The 15,003-nt window shown below is 69.4% G+C and carries 17 protein-coding genes; 7 read left to right on the top strand and 10 right to left on the bottom strand.

All coding sequences use genetic code 11. The annotated features are described in order from the left end of the window. Window positions 1-3 precede the first annotated feature (3 nt). From UG56_RS21100 to UG56_RS21080, 5 genes are read left to right on the top strand one after another with little or no spacing between them, the layout of a single operon-like run. Complete coding sequence (locus tag UG56_RS21100) at window positions 4-306, top strand: hypothetical protein (protein WP_045546768.1); 303 nt, start codon at window positions 4-6, stop codon at window positions 304-306. Next, complete coding sequence (locus tag UG56_RS21095) at window positions 306-1,508, top strand: WXG100 family type VII secretion target (RefSeq protein WP_052693065.1); 1,203 nt, start codon at window positions 306-308, stop codon at window positions 1,506-1,508. Before UG56_RS21100 ends, UG56_RS21095 begins: the two co-directional genes overlap by 1 nt. 7 nt (window positions 1,509-1,515) lie before the next feature. Further along, window positions 1,516-1,872, top strand: a complete 357-nt coding sequence (locus UG56_RS21090; protein ID WP_045546769.1) for a hypothetical protein — start codon at window positions 1,516-1,518, stop codon at window positions 1,870-1,872. Between the two features lie 2 nt (window positions 1,873-1,874). Then, the gene (locus tag UG56_RS21085; RefSeq protein WP_045546770.1) at window positions 1,875-2,303 is read left to right on the top strand and encodes a hypothetical protein; all 429 of its coding nucleotides are present in this window, start codon (window positions 1,875-1,877) and stop codon (window positions 2,301-2,303) included. After that, window positions 2,300-2,737 (top strand): hypothetical protein, encoded by a 438-nt coding sequence (locus UG56_RS21080; RefSeq protein WP_045546771.1) that lies wholly within the window; start codon window positions 2,300-2,302, stop codon window positions 2,735-2,737. The genes UG56_RS21085 and UG56_RS21080 overlap by 4 nt, the downstream gene beginning before the upstream one ends. A gap of 3 nt (window positions 2,738-2,740) precedes the next feature. On the opposite strand, the gene UG56_RS21075 is transcribed toward UG56_RS21080, so the two are convergent. Next, entirely contained in the window at window positions 2,741-3,184 is a 444-nt protein-coding gene (locus tag UG56_RS21075; RefSeq protein ID WP_045546772.1) for a TY-Chap domain-containing protein, read from the bottom strand. 123 nt (window positions 3,185-3,307) lie between these two features. Here UG56_RS21075 and UG56_RS21070 point away from each other — a divergent pair, with 123 nt between their 5' ends. Further along, complete coding sequence (locus UG56_RS21070) at window positions 3,308-4,084, top strand: NPP1 family protein (RefSeq protein ID WP_045546773.1); 777 nt, start codon at window positions 3,308-3,310, stop codon at window positions 4,082-4,084. 7 nt (window positions 4,085-4,091) lie between these two features. On the opposite strand, the gene UG56_RS21065 is transcribed toward UG56_RS21070, so the two are convergent. From UG56_RS21065 to UG56_RS21035, 8 genes are all read right to left on the bottom strand, one after another. Beyond that, window positions 4,092-5,231 (bottom strand): N(5)-(carboxyethyl)ornithine synthase, encoded by a 1,140-nt coding sequence (locus UG56_RS21065; protein WP_143055134.1) that lies wholly within the window; start codon window positions 5,229-5,231, stop codon window positions 4,092-4,094. Further along, window positions 5,231-5,365, bottom strand: a complete 135-nt coding sequence (locus tag UG56_RS28920; RefSeq protein WP_256206805.1) for a hypothetical protein — start codon at window positions 5,363-5,365, stop codon at window positions 5,231-5,233. Before UG56_RS28920 ends, UG56_RS21065 begins: the two co-directional genes overlap by 1 nt. A 127-nt stretch (window positions 5,366-5,492) precedes the next feature. After that, entirely contained in the window at window positions 5,493-6,245 is a 753-nt protein-coding gene (locus UG56_RS21060) for an anti-sigma factor (RefSeq protein ID WP_045546775.1), read from the bottom strand. Then, entirely contained in the window at window positions 6,242-6,841 is a 600-nt protein-coding gene (gene sigK, locus UG56_RS21055; RefSeq protein ID WP_045546776.1) for an ECF RNA polymerase sigma factor SigK, read from the bottom strand. Before sigK ends, UG56_RS21060 begins: the two co-directional genes overlap by 4 nt. A gap of 37 nt (window positions 6,842-6,878) precedes the next feature. After that, the gene (locus tag UG56_RS21050; RefSeq protein ID WP_045546777.1) at window positions 6,879-7,529 is read right to left on the bottom strand and encodes a fasciclin domain-containing protein; all 651 of its coding nucleotides are present in this window, start codon (window positions 7,527-7,529) and stop codon (window positions 6,879-6,881) included. An 80-nt stretch (window positions 7,530-7,609) separates the two neighbouring features. Next, on the bottom strand, window positions 7,610-9,148 hold the full coding sequence (locus UG56_RS21045; protein WP_045546778.1) for a molybdopterin-dependent oxidoreductase: 1,539 nt from the start codon (window positions 9,146-9,148) through the stop codon (window positions 7,610-7,612). A gap of 158 nt (window positions 9,149-9,306) precedes the next feature. Further along, window positions 9,307-11,073 (bottom strand): DUF429 domain-containing protein, encoded by a 1,767-nt coding sequence (locus UG56_RS21040; RefSeq protein WP_045546779.1) that lies wholly within the window; start codon window positions 11,071-11,073, stop codon window positions 9,307-9,309. Window positions 11,074-11,121: 48 nt separating this feature from the next. Further along, the gene (locus tag UG56_RS21035; RefSeq protein ID WP_045546780.1) at window positions 11,122-11,802 is read right to left on the bottom strand and encodes a class I SAM-dependent methyltransferase; all 681 of its coding nucleotides are present in this window, start codon (window positions 11,800-11,802) and stop codon (window positions 11,122-11,124) included. 83 nt (window positions 11,803-11,885) lie between these two features. Between UG56_RS21035 and UG56_RS21030 the strand changes: the two genes are divergently transcribed. Beyond that, window positions 11,886-12,776, top strand: coding sequence for a helix-turn-helix transcriptional regulator (locus UG56_RS21030; protein WP_256206804.1), 891 nt, complete (start codon window positions 11,886-11,888; stop codon window positions 12,774-12,776). Window positions 12,777-13,032: 256 nt separating this feature from the next. On the opposite strand, the gene UG56_RS21025 is transcribed toward UG56_RS21030, so the two are convergent. Beyond that, on the bottom strand, window positions 13,033-14,691 hold the full coding sequence (locus tag UG56_RS21025) for a TIGR02391 family protein (RefSeq protein ID WP_177191523.1): 1,659 nt from the start codon (window positions 14,689-14,691) through the stop codon (window positions 13,033-13,035). Window positions 14,692-15,003 lie beyond the last annotated feature (312 nt).

Genomic DNA, 15,003 nt, shown 5'->3' with positions numbered 1-15,003 from the left:
GGCATGACCGACGACGACATCCACGTCAATCCAGACGATCTCAGGTCCATCAAGAACACGCTCGACACCGCCGGCGGCGACCTCTTCAAGCAGGCCGAGCCGTTGCAGAAGACACCTGACGTCGGAGAGTCGTCCTCCGAGGTCGCGACCGCGCTGGCATCCCTGGCAGCAGCGGTCGGCGGGATGTCCGAAGGTCTGGGGAAGCTCGGCGACAGCGTGCAGAACGCGCTCGACCACGCGACCACGTCCGACCACGCCGCCGGCGACGCCGGCCGGCGCCAGGAGCAGAAGGTGAGGGGCAGCTGATGGCGGAGGCGATGGACACGAAGGTCTACGGCGACGTGTCGGCGGCACAGACCGCGGCCGACGCGTGCACGACCGCCAAGGACGCGGTCGGGGACGCTCTCGACGATCTCGGCAAGGCGATCAAGACCGCCGGCTCGTGGAAGGGTCAGGCCGGCGCCGCGTTCGAGTCGAAGGCGGAGAAGCGCAAGAGCGACCTGCGTCAGCTCGAGTCGCGCATCGAAGCCATGGGCAAGGGTCTCTCGACCTTCTCGGGCGACCTGAAGGCGGTCGAGACCAAGATGTCGACGATCCGCGACGAGGCCAGCGGTGCGGGGCTGACGGTCAGCGGCACCATGATCTCGCCGCCGACTGACCCCGGCGACGACGCCTCCGAGAGCGACGTCGACGCCCACAACAAGAAGGTCGAGAAGTGGAACGACCTGGTCAGCCGGGTCGAGACCGCGCGCAAGGACGAGAACAACGCCCACGAGGACCTCGGCAAGGCGATCTCGAAGTCGACCGGCGACGGTTGGATCGAGGACCGCCTCGAGGACCTCGGCCTGCTGCCGAAGGACTTCTCCGACGGCATGCAGATCGGTGCGTACGCTCTGGGGCTGGCCGGTCTGGGGGCAGGCGCCGGCGTCGACTGGATGGTGAAGAGCCGCTACGGCACCTTCCAGCCGCGGGTGAACGGCCGGTTCGCGAGTCCGTCGAGCCTCACCAGGCTCGAGCGCGCCGCGAAGGTGCTCAACGACAAGAACTGGCACGCGAAGGCCAACAAGGCAGCCGTACGCGGCAAGTGGCTCACCGCGGGCAAGTGGGCGACCCGCGCCGGCTGGGTGGTCACGGCGGGCTCCTCGGCGTGGGAGCAGTGGCAGAAGGACGCCGACGACCCCTCGCTGTCGACGACGGAGCGGGTCAGCCGTACGGTCAGCACCTCCGCGATCACGACCGCAGGTGCGGCGGGTGGAGCCTGGGCCGGAGCCCAGGCGGGCGCCGCCATCGGCAGCGTCTTCCCGGGGCCGGGCACGGTGATCGGCGGTGTCGTGGGCGGTGTGATCGGTGGCGCGATCGGCTCGGGGCTGGCCGGCAAGGCGGCCGACCTCGTCGTCGACGAGGCCGGGGAGCTCGGTGAGGCCGTCGTCGACGGGGTCAGCGACTTCGCGGAGGGCGCCGGCGAGGTAGCCTCCGATGTCGGCGACGCCATCACCTTCTGGGACTAGGACCACCATGATCTGGGCCGCACTCATCCTGGCCGCCGGCGTCATCGGCGCCGGGGTCAGCATCTGGCAACATCTCGGGCTCTCGCCCCGCGCCCGTTCCTGGGCGAACGCGTGGAACCGGGGCGGTGTGGGCGAGGACGTGGTGCTCATCCATCTGCCCTGCATCTCCGCGTTGGCCGTCACCGGGTCGACGGCGTTCGGGCTGGTGCCGGAGCACACCGCCGCGTGGACGATCGTCGGTGGGCTCTTCCTGCTCACCTGCATCGTCTACCCGCTGCTCGTCATCCTGCCGACCCCGCCGTTCATCAAGCCGACGTGGTATCGCGAGTCGCGCCCGAAGAAGCGCGCCGCGGGGAAGAAGTGACCGTGTCCGACACCCAAGCGGCCCCGATGACGCTCCCGGACGGCTGGGAGAGCGTCGACCCGCCCGAGGGCGTACGTTTCCTGGCGCTCGCCCCCGAGAGCGGGACGTTCCGCGCCAACATCACGGTGACCGCCCAGACCAACGGTGACCTCGGGTTCCGCGACTGGCAGGTCGGCTCCGAGATGGCGTTCGCCCAGATGCTGCCGGGCTACACGCCGATCGACCTCGAGCGACTCACGATCGCCGGGCAGGAGGCGGGGCGACGGCTGGCGATGTACGACGGGCCGGGCGGCTCCGCGCTGACCATGGAGCAGTGGTTCGTGGCGATCGACGGAGTCGGCCACACCCTCACCGCCACCGTCGTGACCAGCGACTACGCGACGTGGGCTGCCCAGATCGACGCCACCGCCGCGACCTGGAGCCCGGCATGAGCGCGGAGGTCACCTGGATCCTCGCCGGCCCCGGCGGCCGGCTCGAGCACCGCGCCGCGGTCGACCCGGCGGGCATCCACCTCGAGCTCGGTCTCGACGGCACCCGTACGCAGCCCCTCGACCTCCCGCGAGGCCACCTCGTCCCCAGCCTGGTCCGCACCCTGAAGATCCGCCCGGTCAAGGGCGCCGCGGGATCGGTGCGCCCGTTCCCGACCGCCCGGATGGCCGAGCTGCTGGGCGAGGACCAGGCCGCGCGTGACGTGGTCCTGGACGAGCTCGAAGCCCGCACCGCCTGGTCGATCACGGTCGAGTCGTGGCAGCTGGCCGGGATCAACGGCCCCGACGGCCTCCATCTCGCGCTGGCGGACACGCTCACCCCGATGACCAACACGGCGTTCTACCGGCTGCTGTGCGAGCAGCTCGGCGGCTACTGAGCTCTACCGGTCCCGGCGAAGGGTGAGGGTCGCGAAGTCGGCGCCGAGGATGCCGAAGGCCTCGACGAGAAGGCGGGCGACGAGCTCCGCCTCGGACTGCGGCACGGTCCGCCAGTAGTGCGGTTGAGACGGCGCCGGAGCGATCGGGTCGGTCTCCTCGGGCGTCAGCCAGCCGGCCGCGCGAAGCGCCTCGTGCCGCTCGGCCGAGGCCGGCCAGGTGCCACCGATGTGCTGCGTACCTGTGAACTCGGCGTAGAGGATCTCGTCCACGCACAGCACCTGTCCCCAGCGGAACGGCGCAGGCGCCGACGCCTTGGCCCTGAGCCGGGCCAGGAAGCCCGTCGGCTCCGGTGCCGCCGGCTCCGGCTCACCGACGACCACGAACTCCTGCTGCCCGAGGTCGGCGAGCTCGGAGGCGATCCGTTCCTGCCACTGCGTCGCATCCACGCGTCCATCCAACCAGGAGGCACCGGTCAGCGTTACCGCCGCGTTCACGCCCCAGGGGTTGTCACGCGATCACGGCACTGGTTGCATCGGTGAGCCCCCTTCCCCCACAGACAAGGGACCCCCATGACTCTCGGGAAACGACTCACGCGCAAGCTCGCCGTCGCGCTTCCGATCGCCGCACTTCTCACGGCCATCCCGGCGGCCGCCTGGGCGGCCCCGCCGCCCGCGCTGCCGGCCTCGGCACCGGAGGCCGACCGCACCTGGCAGCCGGCCCTCGACTTCGACACCGACGGCTGTTACAACACCCCGGCGATCGGCCCGGACGGCACGCTCAACGGCGGCCTGGCGATGGGCGGCACGGTGAACGGCCAGTGCCGCGACCTCTCCGACCTGCAGAACACCAACGTCTACTCCCGCTCGAAGTGCAACAACGGCTGGTGCGCGTACCTCTACGGCTACTACTTCGAGAAGGACCAGGTCTCCTGGGGTCCGGGCTCGGCCGGACACCGCCACGACTGGGAGCACATCATCGTGTGGGTGCAGGACGGTCACGCCCGCTACATGTCCGTCTCCCAGCACTCCGGCTACGCGATCAAGCCGGAGTCGGAGCTGCAGTTCGAGGGCGGTACGCACCCCAAGGCCGTCTATCACAAGGACGGCGGCAGCACCCACTGCTTCCGCTTCCCCAAGGCCGACGGCGGCGACGAGCCGCCCGAGAACCACGAGGGCGTCTGGCAGATCAAGGGCCTGGTCGGCTGGGACAACTATCCGGCCGGCATCCGCGACCGCCTCGTCGCGGCCGACTTCGGTGCCGCCACCTTCAAGCTCACCGACGACCGGTTCGGCGCCGCACTGGCAGGTGGGAAGCCGGCCGCGGTCACTCTGGATCCGTACGCCTGACCCACGGTCACACCAGAGCGTGAGGCGCCTCCGTCGCGCGCCCCTGGAAGGCGAGGATGGCGGGGTTGAGCACGCGGCCGTCGCGGATCTCGATCGCTCGGCGCAGCGTCTCGACGGCGTCCCACGCGGTCGGTCCCTCGAGCACCGGGCGCAGGAACGGGATCAACGCGTTGCTGTTCTCCCAGGTCGCCGAGTTCCACAGGTATGACGGACTGTGGTCGACCGCGTAGTAGAGGACGTTGTCGCCGACCAGGAAGGCCGGGTCGTCGAAGGAGGTGGGCCGGGCCCAGGTGAAGCCCATGCCCAGGTCGCAGGAGACGTCGACGATGACACTGCCGGGGCGGAAGGCGGAGAGGTCCTCCTCCTCGAGGAAGACCAGTGGGTTGGCCGTGTCCTGCAGGGTGCAGTTGACGACGATGTCGTTCTCCGCCAGGTACGGCGCCAGCGGCTCGCGCCCCCGCTCGGTGATCACGTGGCTGAGGTGCTCGCCGTCCGGCTCGTGGTCGAACTGCCGAATCAGCACCGAGTGGATCGGCGAACCGACCGCGGCCACCTCTCGGTTGGTGAGCACCGCGACCTCGTGCACACCGTGCGCGTTGAGGGCGGTCACGGCGCCACGTGCGGTGGCTCCGAAACCGATCACCACCGCGCTCAGGCGGCGACCGTAGTCGCCGGTCAACCCGGCCAGCTCGAGCGCTTGGAGGACCGAGCAGTAGCCGGCCATCTCGTTGTTCTTGTGGAACACGTGCAGACCGACCGAACCGTCGCGGGTCCAGTGGTTCATCGCCTCGAAGGCGATCAGGGTCAGGCGCCGGTCGATGGCGACCTGGGTCAGCTCCGGGTCCTGTACGCAGTGTGGCCAGCCCCAGAGCGTCTGTCCCGGGCTCAGCGCCTCGACGTCCTCGAGCTGCGGCTTGGGGAGCAGCACGACGTCGGAGTCGGCCAAGATCTGGTCGCGTGACGCGAACCCGGCGACGTACGTCCCGAGAGCCTCGTCGCTGACCCCGAACCGGGCGCCATAGCCGTCCTCGAGTGTGATTCTGGACCGGATGTCAGCGTCCAGGTTCGGGATGTGCTCGGGGTGGAGCGGCAGCCGGTGCTCGTTCTCCTTGGCCGACGAGCCGATGACACCGAGCCCTAGGCGCATCACTTCTTCTTCGGCGGATGGATCTTGTCGGCAAGGGTCTCCGTGGACCCCGAGCTGCGCTTCTCGGCGCGCTTCGCCTTGATGGATTTCCCGGACTTCTTGGACATCTTCTGCCGCGGCGACTTGTCGCTCATGGGGATCTCTCTGATGGGAAGCCTGAATGGCTCCATCCTGCGACAGTACGCCCTTGCTGGTCGGAAAGCCGGCCGGGGTCTCCCTCGCCCCGTGCGCCTGAGCCGGCCGGTCTCCACTTCTCGCAGGTCAGGTGGCCTGCGAGAAGTCGAACAGCGCGATCGGGGCCGAGGTCGGTTCGTCGGAGCCTCCCTCGGGCTCGACGGTGATCCCGGCCGCGCTCGCGTTCCCGGCGTCGCCCTCGAGGACGAAGGTCTGGTCGCTGCCCTTCGGCATCAGGCCCGCGGGGACCATGACGTTGTCGTGCTGGAGCCAGAGCTCGTAGACCTTGCCCGACGGCGCGGCCGGCATCCCGGAGGTGACCAGGACGGCCCTGTTCTCCGAGACCGAGCGGACCACCCGGGCCCGGGCCTTGCCGGGCAGGTCGACGGCGACGGTCGTCGCGTCGTCCGCGCGCAGCACCCGCTCCGCCGTCGTCAGGGTCTGGCTCGAGTCGTCACGGATCAGCTCGACGGCGGCGACCGTGCCGGTGCCGACGACGGCCAGCACTGCGGCCGCGGCGGCGAACGTACGCCACCCGAACCGGCGGCGGCCGGCCTCGGTCGACGGGGCGACGGTGTCGTCGGCCCGGTGGCGCGGGGCGGTCTCGGGCGGAAGCGGCCGGATCTCCTTGATGCCGGCGAGCAGCCGGTCGCGCATCTCGGGCGGAGGTGCGGTGTCGGTCAGGCTGGCGAGCATCCAGGCGCTGTCGCGCAGGCCGGCCACCTCATCGCGGCAGTCGGCGCAGACGGCGAGATGCTCCTCGAACCGGGCGCGCTCGATGTCATCGAGGGCGTCGACGGCGTAGGCGCCGGAGAGGGCGTGAATGTCGTGCGCGGTCATCGGCTCACTCCCATCGCGTCGCGCAACCGGATCAGTCCGTCCCGGATACGGGTCTTTGCAGTGCCTATCGGCAGATCAAGCATGGCGGCCACCTCAGTGTGGGTGTAACCGCCGAAGTAGGCCAGCTGGAGCGCCTCCCGTTGCACAGCTGTCAGTGTCTCGAGCGCCGTATGGACGCGGCGGGCCTCGAGCGAGGCCTCCACGGCCTCGGCCGTGGTGTCGTGGGGCGGGGTCTGGGTGGTGCCGTGGTAGGCCGTGTCGTTGCGGCCCGCGGACTCCGCGGACCGGACCCGGTCGACGGCACGACGATGGGCCAGGGTCAGCAGCCACGACTGGGCGCTGCCCAGGCTCTCGTCGTACCGGCTGGCGGTGCGCCACACCTGGAGGAATGTCTCCTGGGTGACCTCTTCGGCCTGGGCCGGGTCACGCACCACCCGCAGCACCAGTCCGTGCAAACGGGAGGAGGTGGCGTCGTAGAGAGCGGCGAAAGCCTCCTCGTCACCTCGGGCGATGCGGCGGAGGAGGCCGGCCAGGCCCTGCGACCCGGTTCCCTCCGGCGACGAGTCGCCGGAGGGAACTGAGCTGAGCGGTCTCATGTGTCGATCCTTGCGGATATCCGGTCCGATGTCCCGATCAGGGCATCAGGACGGTGTCGACGACGTACACCGTGGCGTTGGCGGTCGGGATGTTGCCGCACAGCACCTTGGCGTTCTCCTTGCCCACGGTGAAGTTCTCGCCAGAGCCCTTGACGTTGATCTTGTCACCGGCCAGGGTCTCGTGCTCACCGGCGACCTCGTCGGGGCTGAGCTGTCCGGCCACGACGTGGTGGGTGAGGACCTTGGTGAGCGTGGCCTTGTCGGCCATCACGGCGTCCAGGTCGGCCTTCGGGATCTTCTTGAAGGCGTCGTCGGTCGGGGCGAAGACGGTCAGCGCGTCGGCGCTGTTGAGGGTGTCGACGAGCTTGGCCTGGCCGACGGCCGCGACCAGCGTCTTGAGCAGCGGGTTGGCGCTCGCGGCGGAGGCGACCGGTGCGGTCGACATGCCGTTGAACGAGCCGGCACCGTCGGCGGGGATGAGCTTGCAGCCTTCGCCGAAGGTCTGGGCGCCGGCGTCGTCGGCCTCGTCGGTCTCGGCGGGCATCGACTCGGAGGTCTCGTCGGTCTTGGAGCCGCTGTCCTTCGCGGCGTCGGTGTCCTCGGACCCACATGCCGAGAGGCCGAGTCCCAGCAGGAGGGCCAGGGTGGCGGCCGCGCTGCCGGTGCGGGTGATCGTGTTGATCTTCATGGAAGGGCCTTTCGAGGGAGGTTCTGCGTTGCTGTCATGAGGGCTTCGGCACGGCGGACGGATCGGATTTCGTCTTTTTCTCAGGCGACCGTGACGACGATTTCCTGGATGCCGCTCGACCCGTCGGGGAACGGGGTGGCCCGCTCGTCGCTCTGCACGGTGCCGTCGCGGTCGGTGACCCGCACGGCCAGCTGATGGCTGCCGGGCTCGGCGTCCCACGGCAGGAACCACTGGCGCCAGTAGTCGATCCCGGCGTCCGGGCCGAGCTCGGCCGGCTGCCAGCGGCCGCCGTCGATGCGTACGTCGACCTTCGCGACGCCGTGGTGCTGGGCCCAGGCGACGCCGCCGATGACGGTGCGGCCGGCCGAGATGTTGCTGAGCGGCCGGGGCGTGTCGATCCGGCTGGACAGCTTGATCGGGGCATCGATGGCCCAGTCGCGGTCGGTCCAGTAGGCAGTCGCCTTGTCGTAGCGGGTCAGGGTCAGCCTGGTGACCCACTTGGTGGCACCGACGTACCCGTAGAGGCCGGGCACCACCAGCCTGGCCGGGAAGCCGTGCTTGCGGGGGAGGACCTCGCCGTTCATGCCGAGCGCGACCATCGCGTTGCGGCCGTCGAGGGCAGCCTCGAGCGGCGTACTGATCGTGAAGCCCTCGACGTCGGTCGAGAGGATCTGGTCGGCGTCCTTGCCGACGCCGGCCTCCTCGAGCAGGTCCTGCAGAGGTACGCCGGTCCAGCGTGCCGCGCCGACGAGCTTGCCGCCCACCTCGTTGGAGACGCAGGTCAGGGTGATGTCGTGCTCGACGTTCTCCCGCTGACGCAGGTCGTCGTAGCTGAAGGTCAGCTCGCGTTCGACGTCGCCGTCGATGGTCAGCGACCAGCTGTTCTGGTCGACGATCGGGACCGCCAGCTTGGTGTCGACGCGGTAGAAGTCGCGGTTGCGGGTGACGAACCGGGAGATGCCCTGGTGTGTCTCCTCCAGTCCTGCCGGGAGCGCGGGCAACGGGTCGCGGACCCGCGGCAGCATGATGTCGGCGAGCGCGGTGCGGCCACGCACGATCAGCTGTCCGCCGGTCGCCGCCGCGGCGGAGACGAGGGCCAGCGCCCCGAACCCGATCAGCACGCTGCGGCGGGTGGCGGCGCCCTCGCTCGGGGCGTCCTGCCTGTGGGCTGGTGTGCGTTCCGCGGTCAGGGCGCGGGTCAGCAGGACCAGCACGGCGGGGCCGAGGACCAGCGCCACCAGCGTGGGCACGAGGTCGGTGACCCGGAAGAACGGCAGGCGGACCACGGCGGCCCCGGCGAGCAGGACCAGCCCGGCGATGAGGCCGGCGCCGAGCCACAGACGTCTCCGGGCGACCACCCCGATCGCGGCGGCGAACGCGATCGTGACCAGCAGCACGCTGCCGATCAGGATCGGCTTGTCCGCGCTGCCGAGCTCGCGCACCGCCCACTCCTTGACCGGGGTGGGCGTGGCGTCGATGACCGCGGTACTGACGGCGAGCGCGGGTGAGGAGGCCGGGGTGAGCAGCGCCGCGGTCAGATGCGCGACGGACATTCCGGTCACCCCGGCGAGCACGCCGACGGCGGCATGGGCGAAGGTGTGGCGATCCAGGCGTCTCATGGCGGGGATTCGCGCCGGGAAGCCGAACGGATTTCGCCTGTAACACGCTGTTCGTAGGACTACTCGCCCTATCAGAACGACCGGATAGTCCTACGAACAGCGTGTTACACGTGGTCAGGCCCGCGATCGGACATCAGCGAGCGACCCGAACGACCGGCTCAGTCGGCGTCGTGCATCTTGGCGAGCCGGGCCCGCAGGGCCGGCACCCGGTGCGCGTTGGCGCGCAGCCCGACGTACGCGTCGCCGTAGACCCACAGCAGCGCGTCGTCGAGGCGCCGCACGGCGCCCGGCGGATAGCGGTAGTCCATCCGTGCCATCAGGGTGTCCTCGTCCACCGAGCGCAACGCGTCGCCGAGCTCGGTCAGCGAGGTAATGCCGAGCTCGAGGATGACGCCGGAGATCCAGCCGTAGTGGTCGGTGCGCGACCAGCCGGCGTCGGCGTACTGCCCGGCGAGGAACGCCGCCAGCTCACGGGCGCTGATCCGCGGGTCGTCGTCGACGGCCTCGGTGCTGGCGCCGGTCACGCCCTGTCGCAGCCGGTCCCTGATCGTGGAGAACTCGCGGTCGGCGAGCTCGAGCAGCCCGGCGGCGAGCGTGAACCGGCGGTCGAAGTCGGGTACGTGCTCGCTGGGGATCGTGCCCTTGTAGCGGATGTCGTGCTCGAACTCGGCCCAGGCGTGCTGCAGCACGGTGCGGATCTGAATCTGCGCCTGGCGGCCCCGCAACAGCTCGTACGCCGCCTGCCCCTCGCGCGCGGGGTCGAGACTGACCAGCAGGTGGCGGCTGGCGTAGCCGAACCGGCCCTCGCTCGCGGTCTCCTCGCCCATGTCGCGGTCGTCGTGGACCACCACCTGGTCGTCGAGGAGCTCGGCGACGGCCTGGACGTCGCTGTGGACGTAGGTGATCACCCGCAGCCCGATCTGGTCGGTGATGTCGCGGAGCGGGTCGGGGTAGACCGGCCGCCCGTCGACGGTGCGGGCCGCCTTGGCCGCGAACGACGCGACCGACTTCGCGCGCGACGTCACGGTGAGGTAGTTGATGCCCGCCTCGTCGAGGATCGAGGTCACCAGCTGGACATACTGGTCGGCGGCCTCCTGCAGCGTCGGCTGGATCGCGGCGTACTCACGGACCGCGGTCCCGGGGTCGTGGACCGTCGCCCCGGCCTGCCCGCGCTGCCCGCGCGGGGTGGGGCGGAGGTCGTCGGGCAGCGTCGGGGTGACGATGTAGCCGGTTGCGAAGTCGCCGTAGGTCGTGGTCCGCTCCGGTGCTCGGGTCGCGAACAGGCCGATGTAGGCGCACAGCACCGCGTCGACCTGGTCCTCGACCGCGCGCAGCTCGCTCTTGCGTACGGCGTTCTCGGCGGCGGTGCGAAGGGCGAGCCACGCCGGGTCGTCGAGCAGCAGCGGCGGCTCGGAGGTCTGGAGACCCTCGAGCAGGCCGAGCAGCACGAGCAGCTCGGCACGGAGCTGGTCGATCTCGCGCCCTGACTTGTGCTTGTACTTCAGCGTCCGGCCCAGCCGGAAGAGCGCGACCGTCGCGGGGTGCGGGTAGACCTCGATCGCCCGGCGCCGGCGGCCCGAGCGGGGATTCATGTCGAGCCCGAGCCGAGCCGCGATCCGGGCACCGCGCGGCTGCTCGCTGAACTCCGGCTTGCTCGTGTTGGTGGGGTGCGCGCCCGCGTCGAAGCGCGCGAAGTCCCTGTTGAGCGCCGCCTCGGCCGGCCGGTTCCCGGTGGGGTTGGTGACGATCAGGGGAGCGTCGATCGCGACCAGGCAGTCGCTGTCGACGTACGGCTCCAGGGCGGCGACGATCTCGTCGTCTGTCCGGGCGGCCGAGACGTGGACGAGCCGGCCCTCCTCGTCCAGGACGGCCAGGCCGGTGGGCCTGCGCACGCCCCAGGCGAGGTCGACTCCGATGAAGTACATGGGGCCAGCCTGCCCGCCCGTGCCGCGCGGGTCTAACACCGAGGTACGTCAGCGGGTCGCCTGCACGATCGTGATCGGCCCGAACCGGTGCTCGATGTGGTCGATCTCGCGGGCGTCGGTGAAGCCGGCGTCGGTCAGCAGGGTGACGATCCCGTTGTCGAGGTTGCGCTCGGTGTGGGCGTTGATGCCGCGGTGCCGGTGGCCCTCGTGGCCGCCTCCGTGTCCGTGGTCGGAGGCGCCGAAGTCGACGATGGTCACCCGCCCGCCCGGCTTGAGCACCCGGTACGCCTCGCGCCCGAACCCCTCGCGCCCGGCGTCGTCGACATGGTGCAGCGCGAGCGAGGAGACGACGTGGTCGACGCTGCCGTCCTCGGGCAGCAACCGGTCGGCGTACCCCTGCACCAGCGAGAGGCGTACGCCTCGCCGACCCGCCTTCCGGGCAGCGATCCGCAGCGCGCCGGCATCGGGGTCGTGCCCGGTGACGACGGCCCCGGGTACGGCGCGGAGCACCGAGAAGGAGAGGTTGGCGGTGCCGCAGCCGACGTCGAGGACGCTCTGGCCGGGCTGGATGCCGGCGAGCTCGACCGTCCGCTCGTGGAGAGCGCGGACGCGGGCGAACCGGGTGAAGAGGTCGTAGAGGGGGAGGAGCCAGGCGCGACCCATGCCGGGGAGGAAGTCGCGGCCCTGATCGCTCTCGGCGCGGCCGTCGATGATCTGTATGGTGGTCATGGTTCCACGATGGGACATTCTGCGGATCTGTGGTGGGAAGGAAGTCGGTGGCGATGGGACGTTCTTCGGATTCGACTCCGACGTTGTCGCGCTCGGTGCGTACGGTCCGGGCCGACGGCACTCCGATCTACCGGTGGGAGCAGAGCCCCGGCGTACCTCCCGTCAGGGTCGTACCCCTCGACCCCGACTGCGACACCGAGCACCTGCCTCCCGACAACCGGCACGCCCACGACTTCTGGGTGCTGGCCTACGTCGAGCGCGGCGGAGGCGCCGTCGGCCTCGACGGCCGGCAGGTGGCGCTGCGGGACGGCGAGGTCCACGCGGTCGCTCCCGGCGAGGTCGTCGCCGCCGAGTCGCTCGCCGAGCTGACCCACGCGCGGGCCTGGTCGGTGGCCTTCACCCCCGATGCGATCCCCTCCCTCGCCTCCATCTCCCCGCTCACCTGGACCCACCACCCGCTCCTCGCCCTCTTCGCCGCCGACGGCCGCCGCGCGCTCGTACCGGAAGCCGACCGCCCCCGCTGGCTGGCGCTGTTGGCCGATCTGGCTGAGGAGCTACGCCACCCCGACCGCCTCGGCGCCCACGACGCCGTCACCGCGACCCTCACGAACCTCCTGGTCGCCTCCGCGCGCCTGGCCCCGAGCGCCCCCATCGCCCCCGACCCGCTGGTCAGCCGCGTCTTCGACGAGATCGAGAGGACGTACGCCACCAAGGTCACCGCCGGCGACCTCGCCCGATCCTTGGGCTACACCCCCGGCCACCTCACCACCGTCATCCGCCAACGCACCGGCCGCACTCTCCTCGACTGGCTCACCGAGCGCCGCCTCACCGAAGCCCGCCGCCTCCTCCGCGAGACCGACCTGCCCCTGTCCGTCATCTCCACCCGCACCGGCCTCACCGACCCCGGCTACCTCGTCCGCCGCTTCAAGGCCCGCTACGGCACCACTCCCGACCGCTGGCGTCGGGAGTGGTGAGCACGGACCCTGCGCGCCGCAAGGGAGGCTGTTCCCAGGTGCCTCAAGTCGGCGTCGGCGTGGCTCAAGCCTTGAGCATTTCCATCGCGCGGCCCTGTGCGCGAGAGCGACTCGATCATGGAGGGAGGTGTCGCTGTTGGCGTCGCAGAGGCCGGCACGGGCCGGACGTAAGTCCAGCTTCCCGATTCGCAGGTTGCGTTGATGGCATTTACTCCGGTCGCCTTTGGCGCGAGGCCAAGGGGAAACGACCTTGCGATCATGTCTGACTCGATGGTGGTGCTGCCTTGTCCACGCGCCGCCGCAGGTGGGAGAGGATGCTCAAGGCGTCGAGGCAGTCCTGATAGGAAAAGACGTCCTTGTTCTCGAGCTCGTCGACGTCCTGGTGCGCAATGGGATTGCGGAAGCCACGCCAAAGGCCCTCCGAAAGGACCCTTTGTGCAGTTCGGAGACCGTCTGCGGTCTCCTCGGTGACGGTCGACGGCAGATACGGACCGGCCACATCGAGCTTGGGCGGACTGTTCCCAAACGCGGCCTGCAAGGCGCTGAGGTCAACCGGATCAACACTAGAGGCGGTCCTGACGTCCTTCGCATACCGCTTGATTGCTTCGAGGAGTGCGTGGAAGTAATGGCCAGTCTTATAGAGGGTTTCAGCCGCCGCCTGAACATCAGGGTGAAGGGATCTCCAGTGCATATCTGCATACTCCGGCGCGATGGCCATCAGACTGTGTACGAGTGTTTCTCGATCGTCAGGCGAGAGCTCGGTGTCAGGTGAAACCGCGACTTCGAGGACCTGTCTAACGGAGTCGGCGGCGGTCTTGTCCTCGATAGTCGCAGTCCACCGCCCGACGTCGACGCCGAGATCCTCACGCAGCTCGTTCGCCTTTGCCATCCTCCGAGTCCCGCGTCGCAGACGGGCGACTTCGCGCAACACCGCTGCGAGGTAATCCCGAAGCGTGGCGGCCTCTGGACTGTCCCAGTTAATCGAGCGCCGGTCCGTCGCGACGACGTCCTCGTCTTGATCGTCGAGGTAGTCGGCCTCTATGTAGCCGGTGATGTAAGAGTAGGCATAGCTAGACTCGGGGACGCCGAAGAACTCAGGGTCGTTGGCGAGGCGACCCTTGACGTAGATCGTGAGGCCCCGAAGCTCCTGTCTGAGCGGCTTCTTGGCCGCGATCACGACACCGAAGACTGCTGGTGCCTCTCCGGCACCGGCCACATCGAACGGAACCTTCCATCGGCTCTCCTCCTCGATGGCGCCATAGCGGAGATCTTTGGTGATCGCGATCGGCTTGCTGCTGTCGGCCGAGACCGTCACTTTGAAGTCTTCGTCGACGTAGTTGAAGAGCTGCGCGAGGCTACTGGCGAGTTCGGAAACATCGACCTGGGTCTTGCGCTTGAGCTCCTCGACGGTGATGGCGGTACCGTGCATGGCAGGGTCCGCTGCAGGTTCCGAGGTCTGGCCGGGAACGTAGTCACCACCCGTGGCGTGCCGGAGATCTTCCCACGTCATCGTGACGACCTTCCAGTCCGGCGCGCCCGCGCGCTTCGTTCGGATGGTGATCTTCGTACCGATGCCGAAGAGGGCCAGCTTGCCGAGGCCCTTGCGACCCGCAACACGCCTCTTGCCGCTTTCCGAGTACCCCATGTCTTCGGCGCGACGATTACGCCCGATCCGGAGATACTTATCGGCAAGGTCCTGTGGGCTCATTCCGTGTCCGTCATCAGTGACGCGGACCGACTGTTTTCCTGAGGTATCCACTACCACCTCGACGTGGGTGGCGTCCGCGTCGTACGAGTTCGCGACGAGCTCAGCGACCGCGTTGGGCAGTCGCGAGTACATCTTGAATCCGAGATGCTCGATCGTCCGCGGATCGAAGGAGAGCTTGAGCTCGGGATCTTCGTGATTCGATTCCACCTTTGGAGGATACTGGTGGCGGGCGTCGTGGGGACCTAAACGCCAGTGTTCGGGTCGGAGACTCGTCCAACAGTGACGACATCGTCGTCCTATTGCCATCCGGCCACGGACTCATGGCCCATAGGGTGGATCGTCGACCAGGGCGACATCGAGACTGTTGACCGACGACCTCGCGCGTGGTGATCTGAGAGGCTCGGTGGACGTTACATGGACCTCGGCGACGCCCAACTTTCCTGCACGAGGTCGGTGGAAGCTGGTTAGCTAGGCGTATGGCAACGAAGCAAGACTTGGCCGAATGGATCATCGAGGCCC

This window comes from Nocardioides luteus, assembly GCF_000960475.2.
GTDB lineage: Bacteria > Actinomycetota > Actinomycetes > Propionibacteriales > Nocardioidaceae > Nocardioides > Nocardioides luteus_A.
This window is presented reverse-complemented; position numbering and strand designations above follow the sequence as displayed.

What these genes read in the sequence shown, in the direction of transcription:
- UG56_RS21100 (WP_045546768.1), top strand. Translation starts at nt 4, where the DNA reads ATGACCGACGACGACATCCACGTCAATCCAGACGATCTCAGGTCCATC.
- UG56_RS21095 (WP_052693065.1), top strand. Translation starts at nt 306, where the DNA reads ATGGCGGAGGCGATGGACACGAAGGTCTACGGCGACGTGTCGGCGGCA.
- UG56_RS21090 (WP_045546769.1), top strand. Translation starts at nt 1,516, where the DNA reads ATGATCTGGGCCGCACTCATCCTGGCCGCCGGCGTCATCGGCGCCGGG.
- UG56_RS21080 (WP_045546771.1), top strand. Translation starts at nt 2,300, where the DNA reads ATGAGCGCGGAGGTCACCTGGATCCTCGCCGGCCCCGGCGGCCGGCTC.
- UG56_RS21070 (WP_045546773.1), top strand. Translation starts at nt 3,308, where the DNA reads ATGACTCTCGGGAAACGACTCACGCGCAAGCTCGCCGTCGCGCTTCCG.
- UG56_RS21065 (WP_143055134.1), bottom strand. Translation starts at nt 5,231, where the DNA reads ATGCGCCTAGGGCTCGGTGTCATCGGCTCGTCGGCCAAGGAGAACGAG.
- UG56_RS28920 (WP_256206805.1), bottom strand. Translation starts at nt 5,365, where the DNA reads ATGAGCGACAAGTCGCCGCGGCAGAAGATGTCCAAGAAGTCCGGGAAA.
- UG56_RS21060 (WP_045546775.1), bottom strand. Translation starts at nt 6,245, where the DNA reads ATGACCGCGCACGACATTCACGCCCTCTCCGGCGCCTACGCCGTCGAC.
- sigK (WP_045546776.1), bottom strand. Translation starts at nt 6,841, where the DNA reads ATGAGACCGCTCAGCTCAGTTCCCTCCGGCGACTCGTCGCCGGAGGGA.
- UG56_RS21050 (WP_045546777.1), bottom strand. Translation starts at nt 7,529, where the DNA reads ATGAAGATCAACACGATCACCCGCACCGGCAGCGCGGCCGCCACCCTG.
- UG56_RS21045 (WP_045546778.1), bottom strand. Translation starts at nt 9,148, where the DNA reads ATGAGACGCCTGGATCGCCACACCTTCGCCCATGCCGCCGTCGGCGTG.
- UG56_RS21040 (WP_045546779.1), bottom strand. Translation starts at nt 11,073, where the DNA reads ATGTACTTCATCGGAGTCGACCTCGCCTGGGGCGTGCGCAGGCCCACC.
- UG56_RS21035 (WP_045546780.1), bottom strand. Translation starts at nt 11,802, where the DNA reads ATGACCACCATACAGATCATCGACGGCCGCGCCGAGAGCGATCAGGGC.